At 43.1% G+C, this 15,091-nt stretch carries 14 protein-coding genes; 1 reads left to right on the top strand and 13 read right to left on the bottom strand.

The genetic code is table 11. The annotated features are described in order from the left end of the window. Positions 1 to 8: 8 nt before the first annotated feature. The 11 genes from PH235_RS07140 to PH235_RS07090 form a co-directional block, all read right to left on the bottom strand. Positions 9 to 833 carry an oxidoreductase gene (locus tag PH235_RS07140; RefSeq protein WP_272161670.1) on the bottom strand — a complete coding sequence of 275 codons (825 nt, stop codon included), beginning with the start codon at positions 831 to 833 and terminating at the stop codon, positions 9 to 11. A 153-nt stretch (positions 834 to 986) separates the two neighbouring features. Then, entirely contained in the window at positions 987 to 2,060 is a 1,074-nt protein-coding gene (locus PH235_RS07135; RefSeq protein WP_272161669.1) for an alpha/beta hydrolase, read from the bottom strand. Beyond that, positions 2,057 to 2,821, bottom strand: a complete 765-nt coding sequence (locus PH235_RS07130; protein ID WP_272161911.1) for a CPBP family intramembrane glutamic endopeptidase — start codon at positions 2,819 to 2,821, stop codon at positions 2,057 to 2,059. The genes PH235_RS07135 and PH235_RS07130 overlap by 4 nt, the downstream gene beginning before the upstream one ends. Before the next feature lie 164 nt (positions 2,822 to 2,985). After that, positions 2,986 to 3,648: a GyrI-like domain-containing protein gene (locus tag PH235_RS07125; RefSeq protein ID WP_272161668.1), complete on the bottom strand. Its 663-nt coding sequence runs from the start codon at positions 3,646 to 3,648 to the stop codon at positions 2,986 to 2,988. A 270-nt stretch (positions 3,649 to 3,918) separates the two neighbouring features. Continuing rightward, a complete protein-coding gene (locus tag PH235_RS07120; protein ID WP_272161667.1) occupies positions 3,919 to 4,200 on the bottom strand; it encodes a hypothetical protein in 282 nt (93 codons plus the stop codon). 13 nt (positions 4,201 to 4,213) lie between these two features. Beyond that, entirely contained in the window at positions 4,214 to 5,200 is a 987-nt protein-coding gene (locus PH235_RS07115; protein WP_272161666.1) for an ABC transporter substrate-binding protein, read from the bottom strand. Between the two features lie 606 nt (positions 5,201 to 5,806). Continuing rightward, entirely contained in the window at positions 5,807 to 7,126 is a 1,320-nt protein-coding gene (locus tag PH235_RS07110) for a PTS sugar transporter subunit IIC (protein WP_272161665.1), read from the bottom strand. An 84-nt stretch (positions 7,127 to 7,210) separates the two neighbouring features. After that, a complete protein-coding gene (locus PH235_RS07105) occupies positions 7,211 to 7,960 on the bottom strand; it encodes a MurR/RpiR family transcriptional regulator (protein WP_272161664.1) in 750 nt (249 codons plus the stop codon). Positions 7,961 to 8,014: 54 nt separating this feature from the next. Then, positions 8,015 to 9,403, bottom strand: a complete 1,389-nt coding sequence (locus tag PH235_RS07100; RefSeq protein ID WP_272161663.1) for a glycoside hydrolase family 1 protein — start codon at positions 9,401 to 9,403, stop codon at positions 8,015 to 8,017. 360 nt (positions 9,404 to 9,763) lie between these two features. Then, positions 9,764 to 11,158 (bottom strand): alkaline phosphatase, encoded by a 1,395-nt coding sequence (locus PH235_RS07095; RefSeq protein WP_272161662.1) that lies wholly within the window; start codon positions 11,156 to 11,158, stop codon positions 9,764 to 9,766. A 213-nt stretch (positions 11,159 to 11,371) separates the two neighbouring features. Then, a complete protein-coding gene (locus tag PH235_RS07090; protein WP_272161661.1) occupies positions 11,372 to 12,211 on the bottom strand; it encodes an ADP-ribosylglycohydrolase family protein in 840 nt (279 codons plus the stop codon). A gap of 121 nt (positions 12,212 to 12,332) precedes the next feature. Here PH235_RS07090 and PH235_RS07085 point away from each other — a divergent pair, with 121 nt between their 5' ends. Then, positions 12,333 to 12,620 (top strand): hypothetical protein, encoded by a 288-nt coding sequence (locus PH235_RS07085; RefSeq protein ID WP_272161660.1) that lies wholly within the window; start codon positions 12,333 to 12,335, stop codon positions 12,618 to 12,620. Here the strand turns inward: PH235_RS07085 and PH235_RS07080 are convergent, their stop codons facing one another. Both PH235_RS07080 and PH235_RS07075 read right to left on the bottom strand, forming a co-directional pair. Beyond that, a complete protein-coding gene (locus PH235_RS07080) occupies positions 12,621 to 13,226 on the bottom strand; it encodes a hypothetical protein (RefSeq protein ID WP_272161659.1) in 606 nt (201 codons plus the stop codon). It abuts the gene before it with no gap. A gap of 115 nt (positions 13,227 to 13,341) precedes the next feature. After that, positions 13,342 to 15,018 carry an SWIM zinc finger family protein gene (locus PH235_RS07075; RefSeq protein WP_272161658.1) on the bottom strand — a complete coding sequence of 559 codons (1,677 nt, stop codon included), beginning with the start codon at positions 15,016 to 15,018 and terminating at the stop codon, positions 13,342 to 13,344. Positions 15,019 to 15,091: the final 73 nt, after the last annotated feature.

Here is a 15,091-nt window from a genome sequence, read left to right as displayed (position 1 = left end):
ATATCAGATCAATAGTCCGTCTGTTTACTGATGGCGCTCCAGTCTTCGATTTCCTGCAATCTTTCTTTCATCTCGGTAGACACGATTTTCACCGCATCAGAACCAAGCAACAAGCGTTTCGGAAGGTTTTCTTTCTGCATAGTTTCGTAGATGACTTCCCCCGCCTTGTCCGGGTCTCCGGGTTGGTCCTGGTTGTCGACGATGTTCTCTTTTCGGGTTTTCCAAGCAGTATCGGCATAATCTTCGATCTGCTTCTGGGTCCCTTTCAAAGAAGTGTCGTAGAATTTGGTCCGGAAAGCGCCCGGTTCCACGGTCATCACTTTGATCCCCAACGGTGCGACTTCCTTCATCAAGCCGTCCGTCATCAATTCCAAAGCGGCCTTGGATGCAGCATAATAACCGGAACCGACACCTGAGCGGGCAGCAGCGATCGATGACACATTGAGGATGGCGCCGTTTTTCTGCGTCCGCATGTAAGGCAACACTTGCTTGATCAATGTAACTGGGCCGAAAAAGTTGGTGGCAAACAGCAGATTTACGCTGTCTTCCTCGCCTTCTTCAACGGAAGAACGATAGCCATAGCCTGCGTTGTTCACGAGGATGTCCACCCCGCCGAACTTGTCCGCTGCCGCTTTCACGGCATTGGTGATGCTCTCTTTGTCTGTGATATCCAAAGCTACTGAGATGGCGGTATCGGGGTAATCTGCGATGATATCCGCCACCGTAGAAATATCCCTTGCAGTCACGACCGCGTTATCCCCATTTTTTAAAACTGCTTTCGCGATCCCTCTGCCGATGCCGCTAGAGCATCCTGTAATCAACCATGTTGTCATATTGTTTCCTTCCTTTCCGAAGCTGTTTATTTTGATCACTGCGCCTTTTAGCGAATCAAAATGGCGCCACTCGCATTACAAACAGAAGTATACACCTTGGAGTGCACTTCAAGGGAAGCGTTTTATTTTCCATATAGCAACATAATTCAGAAATCATAGTTGCTCTTCAAAAAAGAAATTGATCTCATCCATGAAATCCAGATCCAACTCACTCGTCCGGAATCTGTCGACGCCCTCGTAATATTCCGCCTTGATGTGATCTGGGATTTCCCCGTCATAGCGATTATATATTTCCTTATATTCCAGATTTTTTGCTTTTGCATATTCGCTTGCGGCATCGGATTCGAATAGATTGTTGTGTCCGTCATGATACGCCGCACTGCAGGTTTTGTAAACAATGTTGGGATTGGTCATTTCGTCCCGATGGGCAATGATGCTCGCTCCAGCGTATGCTATCGCTTCATCTTTGACGCCATGGATAATCATGACCGGAGTATCCGTACTATTAATACCGCTCGTAGCTGTAACCCAGGCAGTGTTGCCGAAAAGCATTTTCTGATATATCCACAGGAAAGGATAGGCTATTGGGGAAAAAGCCCCTAACAGGCTGTCCGACTGCTCTTTTAATAGTTCCATGGGCGAATTGAATCCAGCGATGCTGGCGACTGCAGCAATGTCAAAGTCGGAATCCAAAATTGCCGTGACCGCATAACCACCCCAGCTATGACCATAGAGCAAGATAAGTAAATTGTTCAATCGTTGATCGCCTTGGATGAAGGTCAAGGCAGCATCCAAATCCAGCATGGATTGCGAAGGGCCCATCGTGCTTTCCCCTTCGCTTTCGTGAGTCCCGGTATTGTCGAAGGTCAAAACGCGCCATCCGTTGTCAACGAAATACATCGTTTCTGCCAGGTAGTTTTCCGCACCGAATCCCAAACCAGCAGAAATGACGACTAAGCCTTTGTCGTTTTCGTTGCCATAGACATGGCCTTTCAAAACATTTCCGCCTGATTCGAATGCGATTTCCGTGCGTTCATAGGCATCCGCCACATCGTTGTATCTGAGATAGCCTGAATAATTCGGATCCGGTTTATCGACTCTGGAGAAACTTTCGTCGTAGTTCGTTTTGACGTAAACCATCGAGCCTATTGAAATAACCCCGATAAACAGCATCATGCTTATCAGCGCTATTTTAAATGCTTTCCCATTCAAATGTATGTTTTTCATACTTTGATGCTCCCAACACTGCTTTTAAAGAAAGATGAATTCCTCTCGGTAACGAACAGGAATAGACACAGAATTCCGAACACTACACTCTCGACTGCAAACAACTGCAGGGTGAACCTATCCCATAAGAAAATATGCGAGGTCACATTGAAAGTAAAGTGCCAAACAGTCATGAGCACCAGATTCCCATCTGATTTGTTGTACAGCCAAGTCATCAAAATGGACACCTCTATGATGGTGACAGTATACAAAATAAACCCCAAAAGGCCACCGGTAAAGTTCAAATGCCAAACACCCCACAGGACTCCCACAAGGATACTACTGGTAAACGGTGTATACTTTTTTTGCATATTCGGCAACAGAAACCCGCGCCAGCCTATTTCTTCTGCCGCGCAACCAATCAGCATCGCAACAAAATTCAGCAAATAGAAAAATGCATCGCCATCCCAAGGGACAAAGGCCACTTCATAATAAGACAGTATGAAACTGCTGATGATGATGCAAAAGGCCGGCAAAGCAATGGCAGGCAGCAGCCATTTCACAACGGCCTTATCCACACGAAAATGGTTCCTTATATCCTTGATGATCGTTTTGTCCTTTAACAGCAATGTCAGGGCAGCCACCGCAAAGGCGGGTGCCAATTGGGTAAAGGAAACAGAGTAGTTCCCTGCAGATCGGAATATAAAATGTAAGGTTAGCAATAGGATGCTGAATAGGAATGTAATAACATAAAAGGAACTCAAATAATATTTCCGAATCATCTTTTCCAATATTTCTCCTCCTTGGCCAAATGATGCTGTGAGGGCAACGGGAAATCCATCTGTTATTGACAACGACAGCGTTTTTCCATGTGGCGCTCATTATGATATGAAAAAAGCTCTAGGACTGCGGAAACAGACTAGAGCAAACTGAACGATTATCTATTTTATATCTTTATCCTGATCGGATGGCGGACGACCGTCTTCATCTTTTCCGGAGCTACTTTGCGCGGATCGTTCAAGTAAATTTCATGGTGCCTACGGATTGTGCCGTCCGGACTCATTTCCGAAATGGCATTGACGTATCCATTGGCTGCAGCAAAGTCGTCGATAGCTTTGACCGTCACTGCTTCCGTATCATAGGGACCCATGTGCAGCATCTGAACGCAAAGCCCTTCCGTGAACTCCGCCAACCTTGCCCTAGTGAGGTCAAGCGCGGGTTTCTTTTTCTTCAACCCATCAACGGCCCATCGGAATACTTCATCCGTAACAAATTCCGGCTGCCGAATCATCGCTGTCCAGATCAATTTGTCCTTTTGGCTCGTATCAAAGGGCCGATCAAGCTTCGTCCACCATAGACCCTCCAATGGCGGAACGACATATTCAAAGAAATCCGCCGGGGCATTGCCGCTTTTGTTGCTCATTTTGATGGTGTAAGACAGCCCATAAAGCATTTCGATTGCTTTCGCGTATTCCCCCGATTCCTCATTGGGGTTCCCCTTGCCGTCAACCATGAGGAACCTCATCTTCGGCACATCGACGATTGCAGGGGTCGTCTTAGGCTGATAAAGATTCTTGGATTCTTTTTTGAAATCTAATGGACTTGGCATTTCCTTTTTCCTCCCTTGCTGTGATTTGGCTTTCCTTGACCGTCTTCGGATCCAGCGTGGCGCTTGTGTCATCCGAACTATTCTGCACAATACAACTTGAATCAAGATTCCCCAGTGTTTGTAACCGCTATTTTCCGGCCTCATTATACCATACCGCCCATCAAGGAATAGCTTATAGCTATCCCCGTAGGAACCTTAAAAAAATCAAATAAAAAAAGACGTCCTGACCACGGACGTCTTTACTCGATAGTATTTTTGGATAACGATGCATCAGTGGGGAAAGGCTATTTCTGCAAGCGTCCATGCGATGATGATTATCCCTACCGGAATTGAAAGCAACGTCAACAAGGCTCTGTCTTTGTGTTTGATGACAGCTATCAGCCCCATAATGAAGCCAATCACTCCCATCATTGCAAGGACGGGTGTCGGTAACGGCAGCCTGATTGAGGCCCCAAGCCCGACCATTTTTAAAGCCATCAACACGATGAAAGCCAAGGTCAAACCCGCTGCCCATTTCCCGGTTGTCGTTTTGGACCAAAACTGCATTTTCATGATTGTTTCCTCCTTATTCTTCCGATAGATAGAATGCTGCATCAGGCAGGCTTTCTAAGGTTCCATCAGCTTCCGCTTCCAAAAATAGGATCAAGTATTTTTCTACTGCTTGTTTGGCATTTGCTGCATCCCAATAATCCAAATTGCTGCGGGAAATCACTCCTGTTGCCTGATCTTTCGTGATCCCAACTTCATGATCATCCAACAGTTCCGCCGTTTCAGCCGGATTGCTGTTGATCCAATCGATGGAATCCTTATAATCAGCTACAAATAAATCCCATTCTTCTGCTCTATCAACAGGGAGTTCCTTTTTAACAATCAAGCATGTCAAAGGCAATGGCATCCCATCCTCGTTAATCCCCTCCCATTCTTCCTGGATATCCAAAGCAATGCTGAAGTCAGTGTTTTCATCCAAAAAATCGGTCACCCAAGGCTCAGATAAAACTAGAATGTCACTAGCTGCGACGTTTTCCATCACTGTCTCTGCACTCGCAGCATAGGTCAGCGTCAAATCATTATCTGGATCGATTCCAAATTGCAGCAACAACTGTTGAATAACAACGTCAGCAGCCGATTTCTCTCCTACGATCGTTATGACTTTTCCCCCAAGGTCAGAAACATCGCTGATCGACTCATCAGCTGACAACAGATAGAGATACCCGCCTGTATTAACTGCTGCCAACTGGTATCCGGCACCCTCACGATAGAGCTTCGCAGCAGTTTCTGTGGATACAACTGCCATATCAGCTTTACCTTCCAGTAATTGTGCATAAATAGCTTCCTCATCCTCTTCGAAAGAGTAGTACACCGTGTCCCCCAACCTCACTTGAGGATCGATGTTAGGCTCCATCGCTTTGACGAATCCCAGCGCAGAAGGACCAGTAATCGACGTAACTGCAAAACTACCTGAGCCTGCTTCTTCATATGCTTTATCCCATGCATTGCATCCGCCTAAAAATAAGATCGTAAATAATAATCCAATCATTAAACTCTGTCTCATTGCTGTTCCACCTTTTCTGCATTCTGTTACCAAGGGCTGACAATAAAGCTTTCTGCAGCTACTGCCTGCTGAGAATGTTAATTACACGCTCTCAAAAAAATAGGGGTGTCGAGTGACATTTTTAGAGTTTAATGCAGTCCCAATGCCCTGGATAAGCATGACCGTCGTTTGGTTTTTGTTCCCGAATTCATGAAATTTCATAACCTGGCCTCTCCTTATATTCGTTTTACGCAAGGAAGGTACTTTTTTTGCACAGAAACTACAGATTAGGATCAACGAACAGCTTGATAAGATAGATAATAAATTCAGCAAGGCATTGATTACCCTTTACAAGATTATTATACCACCGATATTAATAAACAGAACTTTAGAGATTTATCCATTTCCTTTTCCATTTTATCAAATACTCCTTTAGAGGATCTTTATTCGTAAGAAGTACTCTAAGATTATTTAATTCAAATCCGATAAGTTCTTTCAGGTAGTTGACTAAAATATTATCTATTTTCATCCGTAAACACCTCATACCTATTTAACAATTTATAGAATCCCAGAATTTACTAAAACACCAAGAAGATTTCTCCTTGGTGTTTATATGGTTTTAAGCTATTAAGTTACCGAGACGAATTCATCACTTTCAACCAAGCTTGTTTCCTTTTCCATTTTACATGCTTTTTTATCATCAAGTCTAAAGAACGGATAATAGCATAGGAATTGAATCAAAATTGCAAGAATTGCAATTCCTAAGAACAGGACCCCTCCTTCTGCAAAAGCTGTAATGACTGGCGGTGTCACCCAGGGGAACCCCAGCTGATATGTAGGGTTGATCGGAAATTGAAAAATCGAGTACAATCCTAGCGCTACCCACCCAGTAATGAATTGCGAAAATACCATCGGAAAGAAATAAATAGGATTCATAACTGTTGGCATTCCGAATACCATGGGCTCATTAATATTGAAAATATTTGGAATGATAAAAAGCTTTCTGACGCTTTTGAATTTCTCGGATTTAGCCAGTAACAAGCACAGACTCAAACCCAAAGTTCCTCCAAAGCCGCCTAAGTTACAAATTAAGTAAACGACCATCAAAGCAGGGTAAGGAAGTGCGGAACCACTGACAAACGCTTGCATATTAGCTACAATAGCACCTACTATAATTGGCGCATAAAGCCCTGTGATTGCTGCTGGATGTACCCCGAAGAACCAAAGCAGATTACAAAGTACAGTGAAAAAAATAAACGAAATCGGCGATGTTCCGAATGTCATTACAGGTGTCTGAATGATTGTATTGAAGGCATCAAAAACATTATTGTATTCTGTAAAATTAAAGAGAACTTTAACGACAAACGCCAGAAAGAATATAATGATTGCCGGAATGGATGCTGAAAGTGAATCCGAAACCATCGGCGGAACGGAATCAGGCATTTTAATCCTAATTCTGCTGTTGATGAGTTTGCTATAGGCCATAGCAACTGTAACTCCTAAAATCAGCGCTAGGAAAATCCCTTTGCTTCCTAGATAATCGGATGTAAGGGCGACAATGGAAGAACCGTCCTGCATACTTATGGTTGAAGGCATTAGAATCAAGAATACGGCTAAAGCAATCATTGGACCAACGATGCCAGATTCTCCTTTGATTTTACAGTATGAATATGAAACTGCACTTATCAAGTATATCGGAAGCATGGAAAGGGTTACATTAGTAACTTCAGTACCGGCAGCAAATATGCCAGTGCTGTTTAAAAATTCTGCCCAACTTGGTATAGGCAAATTTATTAAGATCGTGATCAACGATACCCCAATTGTAATCGGTACAGCTGCAATACATCCCCTTACAATAGCTTTGATTACATTATTGTCCGAAATCCTCACTGATAGGGGTTCCAGATACTTGCCCAACATGTTTTCCATAGAATCAAAAAATTTCATTGCATTTTCTCCCTTCAAATAACTAAGTTTTAACTACATTTAAAGTGTATCATCCGTTTAGGTTTTGTAATCATCATATAATGACTAGTACAAAACACCTGTAGAAATAAATCGACTATACTCTTGATAAATTCTGTCCAACAGCAAAATGAGCGCATGGGATCCTTCACCGTAGTAATTATAAGAACCACATTTAATAACTTTGTAAAAATCAGCGTACTTCTTTATTGAAGTTTGTGTTATCAATATTTTTTTTACTTTTTTGCAGTTTAATTTTTCATTGGTTTTGTTGCCGATAAAAAAATTACCTTGATAGGAAATAACAAACACCAGATCACTTTTATCAATGGAATCGATGTTTTCATCCATTTGTAATTTTGAAAAAATCTCTATATACTTCCTGTCCATCATCATCTTGCATTGGAAATCCACTAAATGTGAATAGTTGGTCGGAAAAGCAATGAAGATTACTCGTTTTGCATTATAAATATTTAAGACTATATCTTTAATGACCTGGTCGGAAATATCAGCGACCTCTTGAATATTTTGATGTATTCTGGCGATATACTCTTCTTTATTAAAATTATCAGTATGAAATACCAATTTGGGGGAATTCAGCATTTTCCTTAATTCTTTAAAATTGTTGATACCGATGCTTTTAAGAAAGCGAGTAAAGGTCGATGGTGAGCACAAACAAAATTCGGCTGCCGCTTCTAAGCTCATCTTGCTAATTTTTTCAAGGTGTTGCACCAATATTTTAGCAATAGACACCCCTGTTTCGGTATTTGGGTTTTCCTTTATATATTCCAAAAGTATTATGATAACAAGTTCCATGAATATTCCTCCTTGCACTTGTTGGAATTATATCAAAAATGCATGAGATAGTTCTCATGCATTCCCATTATTTTGAATACATTTTTGATACCAATAAAATGATTCCTTTTTAATGCGTTGTAAGTCCTTGCAGTCATGGTTCGTTCGGTCCACAAAGACTAATCCATATCTTTTATCCATTCCTTGACTACTTGATAAAATGTCAATAAATGACCAGGGATTGTAAGAGAATAACTCAACCCCGTCCTCAATAGCTAACGACATATTCGTTATCATATTTGAAAGGTATTCGATCCTTTCATCATCATGAACATGCCCATCCTTCACCTCTTCTTTCGCAGAATAGCCATTTTCCGTAATCATCAAAGGCAGATGGTATCTTGAATAAATTTTTCTCAAGGCATATCTCAATCCTATGCCGTCAATATTCCATTCATAACTCCCATATTTAGTGAAAGGATTTTTATAATATTGCGCGACACCTTTTTCACTTCTGTTTTTTCTGGGAATATCAGGCCCTTTATAATTTCCAAAAGACTCCTCATCTACATACTGACCAACGACTTCACTTGTATACCAATTGACGGCTAAAAAATCTGGATTTGCCCCTTTTAATAGCTCCTCATCCCCCTCTTCGATCGTAAACATTAAATCTTTATTCTTCAAATCATTCAAAAAATATTTTGGGTATTCCCCATACATTAAAATATCCACTCTAGAAAAAATACTAAGATCATCCAGATGCATAGCTAAAAATTGGTCAGCTGGATCTAATGAAGCAGGATATCTGGTCGGATAAGAAAGACAAGGACCAATTTTGCCATTTAATCCCATATCGTGGTATAACTTCATAACTAGGGCATTCGCGATATTCATATGATGGTCTGCTTGGGCACTCTCTTTTTTCGAATCCAAACCATTAAAAAATGGTATTCCAGTCAATACATCTTGCTCATTGATGGTGAGCCAATAGCGTACCCTGTCTCCGAATTGTTCGAAACAAAATTTGGCATAATCCACGAAATCTGAAATGCACTTTCTGGATAGAAACCCTTGGTATTGTTCTATCAAGCTTTGAGGAAGATCAAAATGCATGAGTGTCACAATCGGCGCAATATCGTTTAAAATCAGCTCATCAATTAAATCATTATAATAATCTACACCCTTTTGGTTCACTCTCCCGTTACCCTGAGGAAAGATTCTGGACCATGATATTGAAAAACGAAAGCTCTTCAATCCACATTCTTTCATGAGTTTTATATCATCTTTATACTTATGATAAAAATCAACAGCGATAGACGTGTCTGCAATATCCAACCTAATTCGCCCTTCATCGCTGCGCAGATCCGCTACACTTAATCCGCGGCTATCTTCTAACCTGGCTCCTTCTGCTTGAAAAGCACTAATACTTGATCCCCACAAAAATTCATTTGGAAAACTCATATATCATTATCCTTTCTTATTCTGATTGGCGATTTGAAGACAACTTACTGATTTTTTTGTGATAGCTAGCCAGAGGAAAGCCTCATTTCTTATTTGTCTTCCACTAAATGTTATCACAATTTAAATACGTGAAGTCGTCGTTAATTGAAGAGTAAGAATTACGGTGCGACCTACTTCCCCTGGACTGCTCATATACAGATTTATGATTGAATTGAGATCTTCCTGCAAACACTTCATTGTTTTTTTGATGAATAACATTGCTTCCTTACCATGATTGATACACAAACAAAAGCCTACAGATCAAATAAATGATCTGCAGGCTTTTTATTCCTTCAAAATTATGCAACTGAATTAGTTCTATTAATCAATCAATGTGCGGATGACTTCGGAAATTTCCGTGTTATCCAAGTAGGCTCCCCTTACAGGATCCGTTTCATCTGCAACTTTCTTAAAGATTTCTGCCCCTGCACCCTTCGCATAGAACGGAATCAATTGGTTGGTGTGGTTCCCGGAATTCCATGCCATCGTCGGCATCACGCCTGCTCCGTTGTTCGCCACTTCATCATACACACCTGCCGTTCCCGTCAGATAGCCGGTCTCATGGTCTCCGGTAACGATCAGCAGCGTTTCGCCCCAGTTGCTGTTTTCCTCTACCCATTCGTAGACAGCTTCTACGGAATCATTGAAGGCTGCTTGCTCTTCGATCAGGCGTCCGCTCTGATTAGCATGCCCTGCCCAATCGATCGCTCCCCCTTCGACCATCAGGAAGAACCCGTCTTCGTCATTGTCAAGGACATTCAAAGCACCTGTCGTCATCACATCAAGACCAGGTACGTTGCTGTTTTGCTCCACTGCGTAAGCATCGGCTTGACCATCTCCACCTCTGGCTTGCTGCAAAGTCGTATAGACTTCCGGCACACCGATGACGCGGCTTGCTGTTTCGCCGGTTTGTAGCGCTTCGAAGTCCTCTTTGCTTTGGATCAGTGTCCAGGCATCATCAATCCCGTCGCCATCAGCATCGGAAACGTCCAATGAACCGTCAACCAGTCCGTTCCACGTAGCTGCCCCGCCCACATATTTGTAGTTTGGTGCAGCTGCGGCGTCACCATTATTGTCATACAGAGGATTTCCAGCACCCATGATGACATCGGTCGCGCTGTCCTTGATCATTTCATTCGCCAAGATGCTGTAATCATTGCGGCTCTCGTGATGCGCCACGAAACTCGCTGGCGTCGCATGGCTGAATTCCACAGAACTGACCACACCAGTCGCCTTGCCTTGATCTTCAAAATCTTGTGTCATATGCGTCAAATCTTCTGGTTGCTCATCGACACCGATTGCTGCATCATAAGTTTTCACGCCAGTTGACATCGCTGTACCCGCAGCGGCAGAGTCAGTCGGGTTGTTCATCAATGTGTTGAAATTTTCCCAAGCAGTAGCAGGATCATATACGCCGTCAGCATTGTCTTCCGTCGTCAAATCTCCCAGCGAATAAGTGCTCAAAGCCAATTTTGTCGGGAAGTTTTCGTAGACTTGCGTGCCTGCTTTGCCTTCGGTATAGTAATCCGTCGCTAAAATTTGGTTGTATCCCCAGCCATCGGAAATCATCAGAATGACATTCTTGACATCTTTGCCGTTGCCGGTCAAATTCGCATCGTTGTTTGAGGCAGCCATAACCGGAACAACAGTCGCTGTGCTCATCACTCCTGCCACCAAAGCTGCCGTAATTGATCTTCTGATTCTTTTGTTTACCATTTTCCAATTCCTCCTCGTATCGCATACCCAAAAATAGCTTGCTTGTTTCTTTCGCTTTCTATTTTAGTGTACTCCTCGAATGTCGTTTTCTTGTTAACAGTATTTATGTTTTCTGTAAACTTTGTGAAAAAATAGTTAATCAAAATATCGAATTAGGTGGACGCAAAAGGAAAGCCTGGAGATCAACTATTGATCCATAGGCTTTCCTTTTGGTTACTGATTTATGTCTTTTATGAACCGAACCCAATCCTCATATACAGAAAGCAGTTCCGCATCAAAATAGCTCAATGCACGTTCTTTGATTTGTTCCGGAATGCCATAAAAAGCTTCCGCGAGTGCACCAGCAATGGCGGCCAAAGTATCGCTGTCCCCGCCAAGCGATATCGCGTTGCGGATGGCATCCTCGAACGAAGTGGATTCCAGAAAGGCAATGATTGCTTGAGGGACCGTCGCTTGGCAATCCGTGGTGAAGCGGTAGGAGTCCCTGATTCCATCCAGTGTGAAGTCCAGACGATAGTAGTTTTCCCCAACCCTTTTTCTAATTTCGTCTTTGGAGGAACCTGAACGCGCCATGTAGATGGCTGTAGCCGTAGCTTCCGCACCCTTCAGGCCTTCTTCATGGTTGTGCGACACACCAGTGACGGTTTCGGATAGGCACTGTATCTCCTTTTGGGTTCTACCGACATACGCAACTGGGCTGATCCGCATGGCCGCACCGTTGCCGAAGCTGTTGTATGGCTGAGGATCCTCGCTGCTGATCCACTGGAAGAACGCCCGGCTGAAGCCGCAATCTGGGTAGCGGAGGCCGAACGCTTGCATATATTGGATGCTCATTTTCTCCAGCAAGACATAATATTCGTTGTTCCGTTCCTGCCCCTTAGCCACAGATTCCAGTGCCTTCTCCGTTTCCATCAGTGCCTTGGCGACCGCAATCGTCATGATGCTGTCGTCCGTCATCCGGCAGTCGTCCGTGAACAGTTCAAAATGCTTGTCCTTGTGATTATTCCACTCGAAACGGGAGCCGACGATGTCCCCGATGATTGCGCCCAACATAGGAAGTCCTCCTTCTCAAAATCTGTGCATTTATTAACATTGAGAAAATCACTATCTACATATCATCCACACATTGAAGATGTATAACTATATTAATTAAAGTTAACAAGGAGCTGACTCTATGAATTGCTGCAAAAATAATGACCCAGAAGAAAAGAACCTCCCATCAGAATCCGTCGATCCGCCGAAAACCCATGACCACAACGACGCCAGAGCATCGAAGCACAGCCACAAAAACCACTTTCTCCACTTGGCCTTGTGTTGTGGACTGCCGCTCTTGCTGCTGTTCGGCTTGCCGTTGGTCGGCTATCAGGGAATTCTGCTGAGTATCGCGCTGTTCATCTGCCCCATCATGATGTTCGTGATGATGCCGATGATGATGAAGGGACACGACCGCAACGGAAAGTGATCAATAGATCTTCAAGTCCTTGAAAAACCCTTCCGTTCCTTCTTCGACCCAAAGCGCAATGGCACCTTCCGCATCTGGACCGTGTTTCAGGTCATTAACCACCAATACGGGATATTTTGAATTGTTCACGTAAAGTTCAGCATGTTCGCCGTCCACTTTGACTTTCAAATCGATCCATTCGTCCAGATCCATGTCGGCGTATGATTCGTATTCCCCTGGGCTTTCGGCTCTGAATCGGTCGAATTTGTAGTCAGGGTAAGAAAAATATTGTGTGGAGCGGTTCCTTCTCAATTGATTTTCATTCCTGCCGTTCGTTGGGCGAATATACAGCGATTCAAAACGCTCATTATTTTCATCGATGCGGAATGCAATGCCGAGGAAGCCTCTGGCGAATTCAGGCGCGTCCGGCAAAAGACGGCTCAAAACCTTCACTTCGATCGTGCCGTTTTTGAAGGTGGTGCCGATTACTCTTGCATATGTCGGCTCATCAAAAGCTTTGATTTTCGGATCTTTTATGACCCTAAGCACTTCAACGCCTTCAACGCTAACGTTTTCAACAAAGGACCCAACTTCGATAAAATTTTCTGCTTTCATGGCTGTATTCATATTTTTTTCCCCTTTACATGAATGATTTGTGCTGTTCTTATCATCAGTCTAGCACGAATTTTGAGGTTGTAAATTACGCACAAAAAGGTAAGTATGGAACAGGACTCAGGGACATTCAGAAATTCAGCTTGCTCAGTTCATCCACAAATGCCCGCTTTTTCTTGTAAAGGATAAGCAGTTCGTTCACCAATTCTGCGGCAATGTCTTTGCCGGCGATGTTTTTGTATCGCCTGATGAGGCTACAGACATCTTGATAAGCACTCCTTTTTGAGGATGAATGGGCAGCAGATTTTATATGATTATTATAAAGTGCCACCACTTCATTCGCATATTTGTCTTTCAAAAAATCTGCGTACCTCACAATGTAAAGAGGGTTCTCCCTGACGTACATCATGACTTCATCCGTATCATTTTCATGTTCAATGAGATTTACATACATGTTCTTGGCTTGCCAGCGCGAATCTTTTTTCAATTTTGCCTTCAACTCATTATAGAATTTTGTTTCGTCCCCAGTGTTCAGATCCTTGAGTTCCTGATAATATTCAAAATGGCCATCAAAAAGCAGTTCCTTGGCTAACCGCGCCTGTTCAGCTTTTAAGGATAATTTTTTGTAGGCATCGTAGCGAATTTCTTTCCACTTGAGCATTCTGCCCGCATGTTGATCGTCTTGTTTTTCCCCATCCAATGCCAATACTATGACTTTTTCGAAGTTGTTTTCCTTTTTGGCTCTCTCGATCAGCAGTTCCCGGAAGGATGCGTGTGCGCTGTTCTCCTCCTCGAATTGCAGTGCTTCAGCATCTGTTCCATAGACGACAATCAGTCTATGCAGGATATGCAGCAAGGACTCACTGTAATAAGTGTGAAAGTCATCTGCGTCAGTGTTGTTGAGATATGCCATTATTCTGGTTCGAAGCAGGACTCGCAACGCTTCTGTATCCGCGACTTCCGCACACAACCGGAGAATATCGATTGTGAATTCTTCCCAACCTTCATAAGCATTATCATCGCTGTCTTTCAACAGCCTGTCGAACAACTTTTTCTTTAAGGAGCTGTCGGAAAACTTTTCTCCGAGGACAAGATCTTCCATCACCTCAATACAGTCCGAAACCAAACCACTGATTTCACCATTGGAATCATCAACGTATTGGAAAGCTTCCATTGCTTCATGCAGGACCAGGATAATGATTTCCAATGCCAATAAGCTGTCCACTGTGTTTCTAGCTTTTTCTAGGATACCAACCATCTCATCCACATAATCGCTGATTTCTCCGTAGGCTATAAATCCGCCTCTGCCGGCATACTTATTCACGATACGCCGGATAAGCTTGGTAACTTGTTTAAGCTCTTGCTCGTTGTTCCCATCAGAGTATCTTAGGATCAGGCTTTCTTCCAAGGTTTTATTTTTAGGGACGATTTCCATTATGATCCTGATCAGTTCCTCTTTAGGAAGTTTATTCAGAACCTCTTTGATTCCCGGCAGCTCAGTCGGAGATTGCTTGGCATCCCATTTGACGTCCCCGTTGTTGATGATTTCCGCGAGCTGAAAAAACACCGCTGCTTTGTGTTTGCAGATGGGACCAAGGTCATAAGGACAATCGCATTCGGCATGGGTGATCTCTCCTGAGTCATCAAGCTCCACTGAAACTTCGTACGCTTCTCTTCCTTCCACCCGAAAAATGTAGGTATCGCCTTTGCGGACATACTCCTCATCCACTTGGCCGCCCACATAGTAATCATAGCCTCTACCCAAGATGGTATCTTTGATGTATTTTTGGAAGTTGCTGATATTCATAGTATCTCCCTCCTCTTTCTGCCAAAAAGATTATGCTTCTGCACATTTAGAGGTACAAAATATGCAGAAGCAC

It is taken from the genome of Trichococcus sp. K1Tr, from assembly GCF_028309625.1.
Taxonomy (GTDB): domain Bacteria; phylum Bacillota; class Bacilli; order Lactobacillales; family Aerococcaceae; genus Trichococcus.
Note: the sequence above shows the minus strand (reverse complement) of the source record. Positions and strands in the feature narration are given on the sequence as shown.

Bases quoted from the DNA above. Each gene is read 5' to 3' on its own strand.
- PH235_RS07140 (WP_272161670.1), bottom strand. From the start codon at position 833: ATGACAACATGGTTGATTACAGGATGCTCTAGCGGCATCGGCAGAGGG.
- PH235_RS07135 (WP_272161669.1), bottom strand. From the start codon at position 2,060: ATGAAAAACATACATTTGAATGGGAAAGCATTTAAAATAGCGCTGATA.
- PH235_RS07130 (WP_272161911.1), bottom strand. From the start codon at position 2,821: ATGATTCGGAAATATTATTTGAGTTCCTTTTATGTTATTACATTCCTA.
- PH235_RS07125 (WP_272161668.1), bottom strand. From the start codon at position 3,648: ATGCCAAGTCCATTAGATTTCAAAAAAGAATCCAAGAATCTTTATCAG.
- PH235_RS07120 (WP_272161667.1), bottom strand. From the start codon at position 4,200: ATGAAAATGCAGTTTTGGTCCAAAACGACAACCGGGAAATGGGCAGCG.
- PH235_RS07115 (WP_272161666.1), bottom strand. From the start codon at position 5,200: ATGAGACAGAGTTTAATGATTGGATTATTATTTACGATCTTATTTTTA.
- PH235_RS07110 (WP_272161665.1), bottom strand. From the start codon at position 7,126: ATGAAATTTTTTGATTCTATGGAAAACATGTTGGGCAAGTATCTGGAA.
- PH235_RS07105 (WP_272161664.1), bottom strand. From the start codon at position 7,960: ATGGAACTTGTTATCATAATACTTTTGGAATATATAAAGGAAAACCCA.
- PH235_RS07100 (WP_272161663.1), bottom strand. From the start codon at position 9,403: ATGAGTTTTCCAAATGAATTTTTGTGGGGATCAAGTATTAGTGCTTTT.
- PH235_RS07095 (WP_272161662.1), bottom strand. From the start codon at position 11,158: ATGGTAAACAAAAGAATCAGAAGATCAATTACGGCAGCTTTGGTGGCA.
- PH235_RS07090 (WP_272161661.1), bottom strand. From the start codon at position 12,211: ATGTTGGGCGCAATCATCGGGGACATCGTCGGCTCCCGTTTCGAGTGG.
- PH235_RS07085 (WP_272161660.1), top strand. From the start codon at position 12,333: ATGAATTGCTGCAAAAATAATGACCCAGAAGAAAAGAACCTCCCATCA.
- PH235_RS07080 (WP_272161659.1), bottom strand. From the start codon at position 13,226: ATGAATACAGCCATGAAAGCAGAAAATTTTATCGAAGTTGGGTCCTTT.
- PH235_RS07075 (WP_272161658.1), bottom strand. From the start codon at position 15,018: ATGAATATCAGCAACTTCCAAAAATACATCAAAGATACCATCTTGGGT.